Origin of the sequence: Desmospora activa DSM 45169, assembly GCF_003046315.1 — a bacterium.
Lineage (GTDB): Bacteria > Bacillota > Bacilli > Thermoactinomycetales > DSM-45169 > Desmospora > Desmospora activa.
Map to the genome: position 1 here is coordinate 2607210 of NZ_PZZP01000001.1, position 15809 is coordinate 2623018.

The window sequence follows — 15809 nt, forward strand, 5'->3', positions numbered from 1 at the left end:
ATAACGATATATATTGTCAAAATGAATGACTAAATTAAGCGAGCGCTCCCCGATTGAGTATCGAAAAGCACTCGTAACATAAAAAAGCTCTTTATTTACTGTCTACTTAATGGGTCTATGACCAAAGCGGTGGCAATCATCTCATATTACACATATTTCCAGCAGACCATAACCGCGTCACGCTTGCCTGTCCGTTCCTCACATCCACCTGATAAAGGTCCGGGTTAGACAGCTGTTTCCACGTCTCAAAGCCAAAGCGGGAATCAAAGTGGTGCAACAGCAAGGTTAATAACGCACCGTGAGTTACGATCACCACCCGGTTTGCCCTGGATTGCTCCCATTCTGTCAGCAGCGATACCGCCCGTTGCATCGCTTCGCGGTTGGATTCCCCGCCTGTTAGAGAAAGATCGAAGTCGGCAAAGGATGCCTGTAACCACTGGAGCCAATCCGTTCGCGGCTGGGCGCTCAACACACGTTCCCGCAGGCGGTCATCCACTACGAGCGAAGCCCCGCTTTGCTCCACAAACGGAGCGATGGTATCAATCGCCCTTCGATAGGGGCTCGTCACCACCTGATCCGGTTGAAACGGCAACAGCACCTCCGCCAAGGCAACCGCTTCCCATTTCCCCTGCTCAGTCAGCGGAGCATCCGCCTCTTGGCCCATCGCACTCCCATGTCGAACCAACAACCATTCCATCCAACTCCCCCCACATGGTACGCCCGAAAGTGGTGATTTATTTTTGATCACACTTTTTGCAAATGGTCATCCTGGTTTACCGTAACCACACGCCACCCTTCTTCACGATGGTGGAGCAAATGGGAAACCGCCGTATTGCGAATGCGGGTGCGTCCTGGACCGTGTTCTCCACGGCTTACCTTATCCAGGACTGCGTTAATACTGCCGCCATGGCTTACAACCGCTACACGCTGACCGCGGTGACGTTCCAACAGCTCCTCCAACCAGGTCATCATCCGCCGCTGAGCGTCTTCCGCCTTTTCCACGCCATAGCAACCGCCGCGGTACCAAACCTCTTCCCATTCATCGGGATGGTTTCGCTTTACCTCTTCAATTGGCAACCCTTCCCACTCACCAAAAAACCGCTCTCGAATCTCCGGGCATGGTTTCACTTCCAACCCGCGATCCCGCCCCAGCATTTCCGCCGTTTGAATCGCTCGGGATAAATCGCTGGCGTATACAGCATCCAAAGGCCACTCCTTCATATGCTTTGCCAGTCTCTGCGCCTGTTCCACACCTTCTGGCGACAGCGGTTCGTCATGATGTCCCTGAACTCTTTTTTCTCGGTTCCATCGGGTTTCTCCGTGTCGGATTAGATAGATATGCGTCTCCAATTACTCTGCCCCTTTCGCTGTCATTCGCTCAAAGCGACCGTTCTCCGCATTCCAGATACATTCATATGCACGGACCAAATGCCCCTCGCCATCGATCTGATCGATTAACAACAGACGCTGGCGTTCCCCATCGCCGGTCTCTTTTTCGGTTAGCAGAAGGCGAAATTGGACATCATCATCTTTGGGGATCTCAGGATCGACCCGGACTTGCTCCTTTTCCACCAAACCGGCAGCATTGCCGCGGAGATAGATGTTTCCCGCGGTATCAAACAGAATGAAGCGTTGGACTGTTCCACGATACAAGACCCGATTTGCCGTCGGTGTCTCCGATGCCTCACCACCTAGAACAGCCAACACCGCATCCGGCCCTTGCTCACCCAGCCGGCCTCGGTACACCAGCTGTGCCTCTTCTCCCAACCCTTTTTCGATTTGCTGATGCAAGGCGGACTCCGACCAAGCGGAATCTAACTTTTGAATATCCACACTTTGCACCAACGCCGACAATCCTTGCTCCGGTTTATAGGTGGCGGTGACGATCGACCACGGGCCTTGTGTGGATTCAGGAAAAGCGACGACTGTCCACTGCGGGCGAATCCGTTCTCCTTCTTGCAGGGGATATTGGTACACCTGCCACTTTTCCCCCAATCCTTCCGCCGTCAAAAGTATTCGATCTGAATCCTGCCGCAGGCGAAAGGACCACCCCTCTTCATGATCAGGATGAATACTTTGATGAATGGGAACTTCATGAGGCCGAACCGGCACTTTAATGCGATAACCCCAGTCCAAAGTCTCCTGCGTCGCTTGCAGCATTTCCGCTTCCGCCGACTCTGCCTTTTCTCCCTCCACCTCACCCGCCGGGGCATAAACCGTCTCCACTAACGTGTTGTTGCTCACATGAAAAATATCGATACGGTAAGCGTTTGCCTTTTTTTCATAAATCACAGTGGCGATATGGGAACCATCATGGCTGTAACCCAGCAGATACGGTTTCTGTGATGCATATTGCCGGAAGCCAGGGTAGGAGATCAAATCCCGCAATTTTGGAACCTGATCATCGCGATATGGATGAAATTCTTGATCCTCTTCTTTTGCGGGATCCACGTTGGATAATGACGGTACCGCTTGTACCGAGCCACAAGCGGTCAGAATGCAGAGGCCGATCAGCCAAACCATGCTTTTTTTAAACCAAGAACGCACTCCGCATCCCTCCGTCGCTCCTTCTTCACACTTTTATCTTAACGAAAAAAGGAGTTCCCGACTATCCCTGGAAAGGAATTCACATCCAGAATGATGGTTGAAACAGAGGATCATGCTAATGGAAAAAAGGCAGGTTACTCCCATGTTGATCCTGCAGGGGGATCCTGAAATCGTTTTAATCCTGTTTCAATTAAAAGATGCCCCATCCCTTTACCACTTGATTAACAGTAGTCGCAATCACTTGGAACCGTGGCTTCCCTGGATTCGCGAAATTCACTCTCTGCAAGCGGTAGAAGGATATATCACACGGTCGTTGTTTGATTTTTCAAAGGGAAGGCAACTTCATTTCGGCATTTGGCATCAAGCTCGGTTAACAGGTTCGGTAACTGTAGAGCGGATTGATACTAACAGCCGTATCGCAGAATTGGGGTACTGGTTAGCTCCTGCTTACACCGGCAAGGGTTGGATGAAGCGCTCCGTCTCACAGGTGATTCAATATCTGTTTGAGAGACACAACATCAATCGGGTGGAGATTCGCTGTGAAACCGACAATAAAGCCAGTAATCAGGTGGCGCAACGTCTCGGATTTCAGCTGGAGGGGACATTGCGCCAAGGGGCCTGGAAAGACGGGCGCTTTGTCGATCTGCATTTATACAGCTTGTTGCGTTGTCACTGGAAATCGCCGGTTGATCACTGCTTTACCCAAATCAATCCTCCCACACTACGGACCTGATCTCGGCGTCGGGAGTGGATTTCCGCCTTCACTCCATACGAAACAGAGTCGTTCATTCGGAAATCCATCTCTCCCAAAAAAACAATCAAAGATACCGGGGTACTAATCCTGAACCATCAATTGCCACCGGAATTGACCGGTTGGATCAATTGATTACCATCGGCTTCTCTTTCAGCGATAAATACTGCTGTTCCTGGTGTGCGAGGATGCTGTAAATCGGCAAACTCCCCTTTAGCCAGCGGGTGGGATACAAATCGCACCACTTTATTGTTTTTGACAAAGACCAGTAAATTCTCTTCTCTCTCCTTTAAATCCTCCGCCTGGTCCCAATCGATCCCCATCCGCGCTTTGATCTCCTCTCCGGAAGTGTCAGGGCCAAATACATAGACATAATCCCAATCAAAGTTGGCAATTTGACTCATCCGCAACAGGGAAGAACCTTGACCGATCCCTTCCTCGCTTTTGATTACCTTTTGCGCGGCTGCATCTAAATCCCGCTCCAGGCTAGGCTGTGGCCACTGATTTCCACATGCAGCCAGTAGCAAACAGCAGCCCGCCACCAGCACGATGCTCCATTTTTTCACAATTGTCACCGTCCTTGCTAAGTATTTGCCCCCTATTATAGTCGTTGTTGCGTCAATCATCATCTCCATTTGGTGACAACAAAAAAACAGACCGTATCAAAGGTCTGTTGTTAAGACTTGTTTTAATATGGCAGTACTCTCGCGCACAATCACTTGATAATCCAGCGTGATCGCGTCACAGCGGGAGTCGCGTTTGCCCTTGATTCGGTCTGTCAAGATTTGTGCGGATTTGTATCCCATCTGATAAGGGGAGTGGCGGACTGTTGTCAGCCGTGGCGTAATCAAAGAAGCCAACTCTTCATCATCAAAGCCGGCGACAGAAAATTCCTCCGGTAAAGAGACACCCTCTTGTTTTAGATAGGTCATCGCCCCTACAGCCAACCGGTCACAGGCGCAAAAGAGCGCTGTCGGCTTTTCCGCTGTTCGCCAAATCGCTCGCATTCCCTGATAACCGTTCTCCACATTAAACTCCCCCGCTTCAGCGGTCCAATCGGAACGGAAGGAAAGACCGTAAGTTTGGAGCGCCAGATGATAGCCCTCCAACCGCTCGCGTCCGGATTGAACGTCCCACAACGGCCCATGGATCATACCGATGCGGCGGTGTCCCAGCTGGATCAGATGACTGACCGTCTCATAAGCAGCCCGGCGGTTATCGATCGCAACGGAGGGAATATCCTTATTTTTTAAGCGCTGTCCGATGATCACACATGGAATGTTTGATTGTATGATTTCCTGTTGACAAGCGGGGTCCAACCGGGCAGCCGCCCACAGAATTCCATCCATCTGTTTCGATTGAAAAATACGCAGCAATTCCAGTTCACGGCGGTCATCCTTTTCTGATATGGCCAAAACGGTGTAATAGGCCCTTTCCTTGGCGACCGCCTCAATCCCTTCCACCAAGCCAGAAAAATAAGGATTGGCGATCTCCGGTACAATCACACCGATCAACCCTGTTTTCTTCCGAATCATGCTTCTCGCTACCGCATTGGGACGATAGCCTGTCTCTTCCACCGCTTGCATAATTCGCTGTTTCAACGGGTTACTCACCGGTTTTGATTGATTGAGCACCCTGGATACTGTAGCGATCGAAACACCCGCCCGCTTAGCAACATCCCGAATCGTCACTCCCATTGTCGGTTATCACCTAATTTTTTGTTTTATTCCTTAACCGCACCAGACGTCAATCCGGCGACAATCCGCCGTTGAAAGATTAATACCATCACCACCAAGGGAATGGTCACAATCACGGAAGCGGCAGAAATCTCTGCCCATGGGATGGAAAAACGCCCTTGAAACATCGCGATGCCCACCGGAACGGTCTTCATTGCCTCATCGGTGTTAATGGTCAAGGCGAAGAAAAATTCGTTCCAAGCGGCGATAAAGACTAAAATCGCTGTGGTAAAAGTGCCCGGAATCGCCAACGGAAAGATCACCTTCCAAAACGCTTGCATGGTGGTCGCTCCATCCATCTTGGCCGCTTCTTCCAACTCAAACGGAATCTTGCGGAAAAAGACGGTCAGATTCCATAACGCCAGCGGCAGGGCAAAAGTGGTATACGGAATGATTAGCCCCAGATAGCTGTTAGTCAGACCGATACCCTCCATAAACATAAAGATGGGAGAGATAGTGGCAATTTGTGGAAACATGGAAACTGCCAATACGATGCCTAAGATAAAGCTTTTGCCCCAAAACTGCAATCGTGCGATCGCATAGGCGGCAATGGCGGCGATAAAGACACAGTACAAGGTGGTAAACACTGCCACGATGGTACTATTCAACAGATAGGCGGCAAAGGGGCGCTGGGTAAAAACACTGACGAAGTTATCCAGCGTCGGATTTTGGGGAAAAGGTTTAAAAGCGCTGGCCCCAAACAGTTCTCCCGGTGGTTTAAGGGCCGTTAACGCTTGCCAGATAAAGGGGAACAAGATCACCACTACAAAGCCTATCAGGAAAAGGTAAAACAGCAGTCCAGCTTTTTTGTTCATCGTTTTCACCTTCCGTCGCTGATCAAGTCTCGTCCAAGCAGCCGCACAAAAATCATGCTGATAATGGCTACACAGATAAATACAATCACGGCTAGAGCGGAGCCCGCCCCAAAATTCATCTGGGCAAACATCGTTTTATAGGCGTAGACGGAGATCGTCTCAGTCGCATTGGCGGGACCGCCTCCAGTCAACACATAGATCAGGTCAAACACGCGGAAGGCATCCAACGTCCGAAACAGAAGGGCAACCAGAATCGTGGTGCGCAGCATCGGTAACGTGATTCGAAAAAATTGTTGAATTTTCGAAGCGCCATCCACCTCCGCCGCCTCGTACAGATTGCGCGGAATTGTCTGCAATCCCGCCAGGATCAGCAGCGCCATAAATGGTGTCGTCTTCCATACATCAGCAAAGATCACGGCAAACATCGACCAAAACTTAGTGGTTAACAGCACACCCATATCGGGAATCAGACCGATTGATTCAAAAATTTTGGCCATCACGCCATTTTGGCCGTCAAACAAAAATTTCCACATCATCGCCGCCACCGCTGTCGGCAAAGCCCAAGGAATGAGCACAGCTGCTCGAACGACGCCACGCCCTACAAACTGACGATTGATCACCATCGCAATCCACAGGCCCAGCAACAACTCCAGCGTTACTGAAATAACGGTAAAGACCATTGTATTGTTGAGTGAGGACCATAAGCGTCCATCCTGGATATAATCTTTGTAATATTGAAGCCCGATAAAGTTGGGTTCAATCACCGTTTCCTTGAGACCGTTGGATAAGCCTACGACTCGCTTTCCGTCAGCTAAAGCTTGTTGCCGATTGAGGTCGACCAAGATGGTATTGATTTTACGAAACTTGTCTACCACTACATCCGCCTGCTCGTTTTGAATCGTGATCCGTTTTAACTCTGCAGGGACATCCTCGCCTTCCAGGAGCAAATTATCCACGGTTTCAAATCGCTCTACAAATGCGGGATCCTCTGCCAACACCCCTTGAACCTCCTCTAATTCTCCCCGCAATTGCGTCAATCGCTCCTGTGCATCACCCTCAGCCTGCTCGATTTCTCGATCCAAAGCTGATCCCAACAGCAACAGATTATCCGCATACCGATCCACATCGATGGCGTACTGGCGATGCGGTTCCGATTTTGTCGGATCATTGAGACGAATATCATATAAACTGAGATAAAAAGAACGGGCCACCGGATAGATGGCAATCACCAAAATCAGCAACAACGCGGGCAGAATCAATAGATACCCGATGTTGCGCTCTGAGAGTCCCTTTTTCATCAACATTCACCCACGTTTCTCCTTGAGATGGGACCGTGTATAAAAGGGTGGAGCGGAAGCCGTTCTCACTTCCGCCCCAGGCTTCCTATCTCACTTGATAATCTCTTTCAGCTTTTTATCCATGTTTTTTACGGCCTGCTCAGCGGTTTGTTTGCCGGCGATGGCGCTGGAAACTTCCGTTTGGATTACATCGGAGATCTTGGGATACTCCGGAGAAACCGGGCGTGAAATGGCGTTGCTGATTCCTTCTACATAGTCGTCGCTGTCAAAGAGCGGGCTGGCTTGTTTCACCTTATCATCTTCGTACAGCGGCAACAGTGTAGGGGCCAAGCCTCCGTCAACGGCAGAGATCTTCTGCCCCTCCGGGCCGTTCATAAATTTGATGAACTCCCATGCTTCCTGTTTGTGTTTCGAATTGGCGTTGATGCCGCTGGACCAACCACCCAGAGCAGCGGCACTGCCGGCATCTCCCGCAGGGAGCGGAGCAATCTCCACTTTCCCTTTCACCTTGGAACCTTCTTCATTCATCTTGGCAAAGTGGTAAGGCCACTGCCGGTCAAACACCGCTTCCCCTTCCCCGTAGATGGCATCGGTTTCCACTTCAGTCAAAGCGGTAACATTGCCGGGGACAAAATCAGACTGGGCAATCTCCATCATTTTATTTAAACCTTTGACCGTTTCCGGACTGTTGATGGCTACTTTCCCTTCCTTATCCAACACTTCACCGCCATAAGAGCCGATAAATTCGATAAAGTTGCAAACCAGTCCCTCATACTGTTTTCCTTGCAGCAGGTAACCGTACTTCGTTCCGCCTTCTCCTTTTAAATCCTCCGCCTGTTCAATCAATTCATCCCAGGTTTGCGGCGGGTTATCTACCAGATCGGTACGATAATAGAGCAAACCCGCATCCAGGAATTTCGGCATTGCCCATTGGCGGCCGTTGTAGTTACCGGCGTCAACAGCGCCCTGGACATATTCGTCCAACTTAATGCCGTCTTTTTCAATAAAGCGATCCAAGGGTTGAAGATATCCAGCCTGGGCAAATTCAGCGGGCCAGATCACATCCAAGTCAAATACATCGATCTCATCGGAGCCTCCGCTAAACATGGTGACATATTGATCATGGCTCACCCCGGTGTCGGAAGGCATCTCTTTAAATTCCACTTTGATGTTGGGGTGTGCCTCTTCAAAGGCTTCAATCAGTTTCGTCGACGCACCGGTTTGATCTTTCCCGCGGGCGTAGGTGATGGTCACCACGTCACCGTCGCCACCGTCTGCTTTATCCGTCGATTGTCCACATGCCGCCAGAGAAAAAACCAGGAGCGCAGCCGTTCCAATCGACAACACTTTTCTCCACGCTTTCATCTCGCTTTCCTCCCCATGCTGTTTGATTGGCGTAAGCGCTTTCAAAAGGTTGTAAAAAAGGGATCACCCCCTTTATCGCATTGATGTTTAATCCAATGACACCGATTGACCCGTTTGAGCTGAAGTATAAATTGCATCCAAAATACGCAAAACTTCAACCCCTTGCTCCGCTGTACAAATCGGCTGCTCGGTTCCAGCCATGACACCGATCCAATTGGATAAAAGTTGGAGACGGTCATGTTGGGGTCCCGGCGTCATTTCCGCATCGACTGGTATTCCCGTTTCTTCCTGGAAGAGGCGAAGCCGTTGACTGTAGAAATCGAGTGACGCTCCCGCCGTCTCTCCCAACAAATCGACATAGGCCCGTTCCTTAGGGATATGAGAAGCCCAGCTGGCATCCAGATTTAACGTAAATCCGTTATCAAAGCGAATCAGCGCCACCGCTGAATCCTCCACGTCAAATCGACCTTCCGCCATCACCGTTCCCCAGGCAGACAACCCTTTTTTGTGTGGGCCAAAGCGGGCGTAAGTTTGTCCAAAAACGGAGACCGGACGGGGAAAGTTCAACAACCATAAGGTTAAATCCAACATATGAACACCGATATCAATCAACGGGCCACCGCCGGCGCGCTCTCGATCGGTAAACCAACTACCCCACCCCGGAATACCGTTGCGCCGAATCCAGCCCGCCTTGGCATGGTAGACATCGCCTAGACGATCGTCGGTAAGTAAACGCTTCAGCAATTGCGCATCTGCACGAAAGCGATTGTTTTGTCCCACCATCAAAACCTTACCGGTGCGGCGAGCATGCTCCGCCATGCGGCGGGCGGCGTCAGCGCTGGTAGCCAAGGGCTTTTCGCACAACACATGGCAACCCGCATCCAGAACCGCAATCGCCACCTGCTCATGCAGGTGATTGGGCAAACAGATAATTACCCCGTCCAACTGCTCCTGCTCCAACATTTTCTGATAATCCCGATACACTGCGGGATTGCCGTAGTCGTTGACGCGAGACCGAGCCACCGCTTCATCCAGGTCGGCAATCGCACATAACTGCGCTCGTGGCTCTTGTGCCAGCGCTTCAATATGGGCCGCTGAAATGCCACCAGCCCCGATAATGCCCACTTTCCATTCCGCTTTTTTCATACGTGATCTCCTTTAGTCGCTTATGGCGTCACAACCGTTTTCTTTTCCGCCGCTTCTACCGCTGCCAGCACGACTTCCAGGGATTTCATTCCTTCTTCTCCCGGAATCGGGTTGGGGGTTCCGCCAACGATGGCATCGACAAAAGCCGAAATCACACCGCTATCCGTCTGGTCGTCATTGGTGGCGATACCGCCCATTTCAACCTTTTCCACCGTGCCGTCCACATGGTAGACAATCACCTGATGAACCGGATCATCCACAATCCGAATATATCCCTTTTCCCCATAGATAACCGTGCTGTTGTCCTCGCTGGGGTGATGCGTCCAGCTGGCCGCCAAGGTGCCAAAGGCGCCGCTGCGGGTGCGGAGTAACATCACCGCGTTATCCTCCACATCCCCCTTCTTTTCCAAGGTGTCGGTAAAAGCGGCCACTTCTATGACTTCATCTTCCAGTAACCACCGCAACAGGTCTACCTTGTGTACGCCCAGATCTCCCAAAGCACCGACAAATGCGCGCTCTTTCCGAAAAAACCAGCTGTCCGCACCATCCACGCTCCAACCTTCCGGCCCACCGTGTGAAAAAGCCGTACGGAAGGTGAGCACCCGTCCCAGTTTGCCGCTCTTTAGAATCTCTTTCGCTTTTACATGCGGAGGCATCAGGCGTTGATTGTGTCCAATCATCAATTGGACGCCGTTTTGCTTTGCTGCTTCCACCATCGCCTGTGCCTCTTCCTTTGATGTAGCCATCGGCTTTTCACACAACACATGCTTGCCTGCCTGTAGAGCGGCAATGGTGATGGGGGCATGATCCACATTGGGCGTACAGACGCTGACTGCATCCAACTCTTCCTGCTGAAGCAGCTCCCGCCAGTCGGTATACACTTGCCCCCCATACTCCAACGCTGCCGCCTGTGCCCGCTGCTCATCTACATCACAAAAAGCGACCAGCTGTGCGTTTGCATGTTTGAAATACTCCGGAATATGGCGATGGATACTGATACTGCCACAGCCGATGACGCCGATCTTTACTGATTCCATCAAATGAGTCCCCTTTCTCCTGAAAATGGATTTTCACATTGCTCCATGTGACAAAACGGCATCAACCTTGACCATCATCGATTCTGCCTTACAAGAAGCAAAGTTATTTTACACCCACCACATATCAGCCACGGGCTCTTTGGTGATCACAGTTTGCAGATTGGCTACCGCTTTAGCGAAGCCTTCATCGATCGACATCAATGCATCCTCATGCTCAATACTAACCACATAATCGTAACCAACCGTGCGCAGGGCACTAATGATATCCGCCCATGTTTTCATATCGTGGCCATAGCCGACGGTGCGGAACAGCCACGCTCGCTCTTGTAAAAATTCGTAGGATTGCATATCAGTCAATCCGTGCATATTGACCTGCTCCGGATCGATATACGTATCTTTGGCGTGGAAGTGATGAATCGCCCCTTCCCGGCCCAGGATCTTAATGGCGGCTACCGGATCGATTCCTTGCCACCACAGATGGCTGGGATCTAGGTTGGCCCCCATCACCTCACCCACCGCTTCCCGCAGCCGCAACATCGTCGCTGGCGTGTGAACCGAGAAGCCACCGTGTAGTTCCAATGCCACCTTGACACCGTGATCAGCGGCAAAACCGCCCCACTCTTTCCAATAGGGAATGATCTTCTCCCGCCACTGCCACTCCAATACCTCACGATACTCATTGGGCCACGGTGCGACAGGCCAATTGGGGTATTTTGCTCCTTCATGATCTCCCGGCGTTCCGGAAAAGCAGTTGACTACCGGCACTTCCAACTTTTGCGCCAATTGAACCGTTTGTACAAACGTATCATGAGAAGATTTCGCTAATGATTGATTGGGTGTCAGCGGATTGCCGTGACAGCTGAGACCGCTGATCGTCAATCCACGATCGGCGATCGCCCGTTGAAACGATTTTAATTTGGCGTCGTCCTCCAACAGAGTCGCGGGATCACAGTGAGCTGTACCCGGATAGCCCCCCGTTCCTAACTCTACCGCTTCCAGTCCTGCTGCTTTTACCGTATCCAGCATCTCTTCGAATGACTTTTCGGAAAACAAGACCGTAAACACACCCAGCTTCATACATACGCCTCCTCAGATCTACGGTTTTTAAAAAGTAAAGCGAAACCGTTTCCTCAGCTCTCTTCCATCCATCGATGCCGTATCCATGTAACCATACACTACTCGCAAAATTTTTGGTCGTCGATGCAACAAACAGGAATACTGGCAAATCAACGGAAATGAAAGCGGTACCAAAAAACGGGATAATCGAACACCTGCGAATATTGCCAACAGGAAAACGTTTTCCTAAACTAAGCGTATAGAAAGTTCCCTTTTGATGCAAGACTTGTTTTTAGGCCGATAAGACTATATCCTATTCTGTATGTACATCGAAATTCAAGCTATAACCGATAGAAAACCGGCTCCCTATTCTTTGGAGAGCCGATTTTTTATTGGCCAGAAACCCGTTTCAACTGTAGGGATAAGAACGAGCATACTTGAAGCATTTCCTTCAATTATTGGACTGGGGAGTACCCAACACTAAAAACTTTTTTCCGTGCTGCCTTTTACACCAACATTCCCCTATCTCTACGCATGGATCAACCCTTAAGCTTTGTCAACACTTCCGTCCCTTCAACTGTTATCGCAACTGGATGTTCATATTGCACACAGAGCGATCCATCTTGGGTACGAGCCGTCAAAAAAATTAAGCTATAATAGGGACAGTCTTTTTATACAGGAACAATCGGGATAAAGGAGTTAAACCATGCGACTGAGACGAAAACCAAATGCGCAACAAATGGTGCAGGAACACCCCCGTGTCGTCAACAATCCACAAACATACAAAGGAAAGTGGCACTCCCACCTCTTTAAACGCGATCGTCCGCTCTATCTAGAGCTGGGCACGGGAAAAGGGCAGTTTTTATCCCAGGCGTGCCTGGAACAGCCCAGTGTAAATTGGATCGGGGTGGAGCGGATTGAGGAGGTTTTGCTACAAGCATTACAAAAAGCGGATGATACGGAGTGCGAAAACCTACGCTTCCTGTGGATGGATGTAAAACTCCTCTCTGAAGTATTTGCCCCCGGTGAGGTGGATCGCATTTATCTACACTTTAGCGACCCCTGGCCCAAAACACGGCACACCAAACGGAGGCTAACCTACTCGTCATTTTTACAGCAGTACCGAAAAGTATTGAAGGAGAATGGCGAGGTGCTGCTCAAAACCGACAACGAAGGGTTATTTGACTTCTCGTTAGAGCAGTTGGAGCAAGCGGGCTACCGCCTGATCGAATCCACCCGCGACCTCTATCACAGCCCATACCTCTCCGGAAATATCGCAACGGAATATGAAACCAAATTTACCTCCCGCGGCATGCCGATCTATTATTTGAAGGCACAACCGTTGTAGAAGTCTTGATTATAAAAAATTGCGGGGTTAGTAGGCTTTCCACCAAAGCAAGCACACCCGATGAGTGTGCTTGCTTTTGCTTACCGCCATTAAAACTACTCAACCACAATCTGCTTGGTAGCAACAGTGGAAACCTCACCTTTTTCAGCGTTTATCGTCAATTGATAGTTACCCGCTTCATGAAACGTCTCTGTGGCTATGTAATTTCCTTTGTTGTCTGGGGATGCTTCTACCGTTTTTGCCTCTTTTTCCGAGTCATGCCGAATTCCGATTGTCACCGCTGCATCGTCGATTGGTTGACCATCCACAAGGGTTTGCACGATCAGCTTGGCAGCTTGATGTTGCTGGGGTGATTGGGGCTCAATTGTGACTCGCACCTTTAAGGCTTCACTCGTGTTGCCCTCAGCGGAGCAAGCGACTAAAACGAAAAGCGACAGTAGGATCGATCCAATCCTCCATTTTTCGATCATGTTGCTATCCTCTCCATAGACTACAAATCAATGGGTATGCAATGCTTCGTCGTGATCAATACCCTCAAACCAGGAGCAGTTATATTTGCCGTCTTTATTTTCACCGTTACAATAGATGTTTTTTTCTGGGGTCTCCGGATCCATTGGAATCGCATTCATCGATTCCAACACACAATAGTAGCTGTTATCGTATTTGGATAGAAAAAACGGTGCCATCAGATATTGGAATCCTAAAGCGATAGAGACGGCACAATCCGCTTCGGTCCAGGGAAAAGACGCGGTATCTGACTTCCAATCCTCTTGGCCAGCGGGATCAAAGGGCTTTTTTCCTTGCGGTGATTCGTATGCATGAGCTTTATTACAATTGACGATGTTTCCTTCCTCCGTCAAAATCACCATCGATCCCCTCCCTTCACCCACTTCCTCTCCCTGAGGCAACTCCGGATATGTGGTAACTTCTTGTGTCCCCACTTGCTCTTCCTGATGGTGGGAAGCCATCGACTCACTCATTTTGCGAGCACTTTCAATAAATTGTCTGTCATAGATCTGTAAGTCGATATCTTTACGCGGCTGGCCCCTCTTTACCACCACATCCATAGAATGAATCTCGTGCCCTTCATAGGATATTGTCAGTTTATGCTTGCCCAAGGGCACTTGGGGGATCGTATATTTACCAGCACGATTGGTAGTCGTTTTCTGTTTGCCGATCTTTACTTCCATACCCGCAAGTGCCTGGTTCAATTCGGAACTCCCGTCAGGGTATTCCTTGAACACTTTATCAGATTGGTTTTTTTCAAGAAATTTTATCGCTTTTTTGATCTTTGGTTTCTCTTTTTTTGGAGCCTCCTTCAAGTCCTTTTCCAGGTCTTCTCTGGCCACTTCATTTGCGTGATCAAACCATTTCTTTGCATCTTTGGTGTATTCGTCACTAAACTCAAACGTCGTTGTCACTTCCCCTGTAACAGCAGTTTTTTTGTCCGCATGGACCGGGGAAGCGAACACGGAAGAAAAAAGAAACACAATCCCCGTGCTAAAAATAACCATTTTAGAGAGCCTGTTCACACCAACACCTCCTAATTCGATGGTTATTTAACATTTTATTCTAATTGAAATAGGGAGTCAATTCTGTCGTTATTACCCTTTTCTGTTATGATAAATGTAACAAGCGAACCCGAAAAACCGCTCTAATTTCGACAGGAGGGAATCCGATGGGTAATGATCAACCAAGACTGACACGATTACATGCTTCTCTTATACTCGTTCTAACTTTAGGGATCGTTATACTTACCATTCCCGTATCTATCCTATTTCTATATTTCACCTCGTTTCACACATGGGAATATATGTTTTACCCCATAGCATACGCCATAATCATCAATACTGTAGGATTTGTAACCGTGGGCAGAGCCAGAAATATCCTTGCCACTCATGCATCTAAAAATAAGTATGGAAGAAGAAGCGTTCATTCCACCTTTCTCCTACAATTTGCGGTGGGGGTACTTGGTGGGCTCGTCGGCATTCTGATCGGACGGCGATATTTTAAGAAAGGCCGATTGTTTACGATTAGCAATGGTGCGCTTTTGCTCGTTAATCTATGTATGTATGGTTGGCTCTTTTCCTATGCATATTTACCTGAAATACAGAAGGAGGGGAGCGCGCTTCAATATGAAGATCGACAATACTCCATCATGAGAGAGGCAGATGTTAGCCGTGAACATTTGGGAAAGACGATCGGTGTATCAAACGCATCCAAAATATACGCAATTAAAGGCTTCTCAACAACGGAATGGTTGGCAACTTGTGTGGATGCCAACATCGCATTTTGCAGTGTTTACCGCCAACAAACCGAACCAATTGACGTAAATAATTTCTCTCCTAATCAAATGGTGATACAAGAGCGAAACGGCACAGAGAAACAGGTTAACCAAAAAAATCTCGACCGTTTAATCGCTTTGTTTGAGCAGAATCCTCAAGTTGCAAAGCCGAAATCGGAAAAGATCGTTCGCTCCGCTGCTGTCTACCTTTTCTCCGACCAATATCCGTTCCGGTGGAAGCTGGCCTATATAAAAACCTCCAATGATGATCGCTATCTTACCGATAATAATAAAACGATCCAACTCGATGACGAACTGTTGCAGATTCTAAAATAAAAATCGCACATCCATGCAGATCTGCCATCGTTAACTAGCGACGGATCACAAAAAGTTATTTACAAATTGAGCAAAAAAAACGACTGCAAC

The 15809-nt window shown here is 49.3% G+C and carries 16 protein-coding genes; 3 read left to right on the forward strand and 13 right to left on the reverse strand.

What is annotated here, in order from left to right:
• Positions 1–136: 136 nt before the first annotated feature.
• From C8J48_RS12550 to C8J48_RS12560, 3 genes are read right to left on the reverse strand one after another with little or no spacing between them, the layout of a single operon-like run.
• On the reverse strand, positions 137–697 hold the full coding sequence (locus C8J48_RS12550; protein ID WP_107727328.1) for a histidine phosphatase family protein: 561 nt from the start codon (positions 695–697) through the stop codon (positions 137–139).
• Positions 698–744: 47 nt separating this feature from the next.
• A complete protein-coding gene (locus C8J48_RS12555) occupies positions 745–1350 on the reverse strand; it encodes a histidine phosphatase family protein (RefSeq protein ID WP_107727331.1) in 606 nt (201 codons plus the stop codon).
• The gene (locus tag C8J48_RS12560) at positions 1351–2547 is read right to left on the reverse strand and encodes a hypothetical protein (RefSeq protein ID WP_107727334.1); all 1197 of its coding nucleotides are present in this window, start codon (positions 2545–2547) and stop codon (positions 1351–1353) included.
• Between the two features lie 118 nt (positions 2548–2665).
• Here C8J48_RS12560 and C8J48_RS12565 point away from each other — a divergent pair, with 118 nt between their 5' ends.
• On the forward strand, positions 2666–3280 hold the full coding sequence (locus C8J48_RS12565; protein ID WP_170105461.1) for a GNAT family N-acetyltransferase: 615 nt from the start codon (positions 2666–2668) through the stop codon (positions 3278–3280).
• Between the two features lie 116 nt (positions 3281–3396).
• On the opposite strand, the gene C8J48_RS12570 is transcribed toward C8J48_RS12565, so the two are convergent.
• The 8 genes from C8J48_RS12570 to C8J48_RS12605 form a co-directional block, all read right to left on the reverse strand.
• Positions 3397–3864: a hypothetical protein gene (locus C8J48_RS12570; RefSeq protein WP_107727338.1), complete on the reverse strand. Its 468-nt coding sequence runs from the start codon at positions 3862–3864 to the stop codon at positions 3397–3399.
• Positions 3865–3960: 96 nt separating this feature from the next.
• Positions 3961–4995, reverse strand: a complete 1035-nt coding sequence (locus tag C8J48_RS12575) for a LacI family DNA-binding transcriptional regulator (RefSeq protein ID WP_107727340.1) — start codon at positions 4993–4995, stop codon at positions 3961–3963.
• A 26-nt stretch (positions 4996–5021) separates the two neighbouring features.
• Positions 5022–5849, reverse strand: a complete 828-nt coding sequence (locus C8J48_RS12580) for a carbohydrate ABC transporter permease (protein WP_107727342.1) — start codon at positions 5847–5849, stop codon at positions 5022–5024.
• Between the two features lie 5 nt (positions 5850–5854).
• Complete coding sequence (locus C8J48_RS12585) at positions 5855–7147, reverse strand: carbohydrate ABC transporter permease (RefSeq protein ID WP_107727738.1); 1293 nt, start codon at positions 7145–7147, stop codon at positions 5855–5857.
• A 90-nt stretch (positions 7148–7237) separates the two neighbouring features.
• A complete protein-coding gene (locus C8J48_RS12590) occupies positions 7238–8512 on the reverse strand; it encodes an ABC transporter substrate-binding protein (RefSeq protein WP_107727343.1) in 1275 nt (424 codons plus the stop codon).
• Between the two features lie 87 nt (positions 8513–8599).
• The gene (locus C8J48_RS12595) at positions 8600–9658 is read right to left on the reverse strand and encodes a Gfo/Idh/MocA family protein (protein ID WP_107727345.1); all 1059 of its coding nucleotides are present in this window, start codon (positions 9656–9658) and stop codon (positions 8600–8602) included.
• A 20-nt stretch (positions 9659–9678) separates the two neighbouring features.
• Positions 9679–10695, reverse strand: a complete 1017-nt coding sequence (locus C8J48_RS12600) for a Gfo/Idh/MocA family protein (RefSeq protein WP_107727347.1) — start codon at positions 10693–10695, stop codon at positions 9679–9681.
• Positions 10696–10803: 108 nt separating this feature from the next.
• On the reverse strand, positions 10804–11772 hold the full coding sequence (locus tag C8J48_RS12605) for a sugar phosphate isomerase/epimerase family protein (protein WP_107727349.1): 969 nt from the start codon (positions 11770–11772) through the stop codon (positions 10804–10806).
• Positions 11773–12457: 685 nt separating this feature from the next.
• Here C8J48_RS12605 and trmB point away from each other — a divergent pair.
• Positions 12458–13099, forward strand: a complete 642-nt coding sequence (trmB, locus tag C8J48_RS12615; protein WP_107727351.1) for a tRNA (guanosine(46)-N7)-methyltransferase TrmB — start codon at positions 12458–12460, stop codon at positions 13097–13099.
• A gap of 95 nt (positions 13100–13194) precedes the next feature.
• Here trmB and C8J48_RS12620 read toward each other — a convergent pair whose 3' ends face one another.
• A complete protein-coding gene (locus C8J48_RS12620) occupies positions 13195–13569 on the reverse strand; it encodes a FixH family protein (RefSeq protein WP_107727353.1) in 375 nt (124 codons plus the stop codon).
• A 27-nt stretch (positions 13570–13596) separates the two neighbouring features.
• Positions 13597–14631: a carboxypeptidase-like regulatory domain-containing protein gene (locus C8J48_RS12625; protein WP_146160488.1), complete on the reverse strand. Its 1035-nt coding sequence runs from the start codon at positions 14629–14631 to the stop codon at positions 13597–13599.
• A 146-nt stretch (positions 14632–14777) separates the two neighbouring features.
• Between C8J48_RS12625 and C8J48_RS12630 the strand changes: the two genes are divergently transcribed.
• The gene (locus C8J48_RS12630) at positions 14778–15719 is read left to right on the forward strand and encodes a hypothetical protein (protein WP_107727357.1); all 942 of its coding nucleotides are present in this window, start codon (positions 14778–14780) and stop codon (positions 15717–15719) included.
• The last annotated feature ends 90 nt before the right edge of the window (positions 15720–15809 follow it).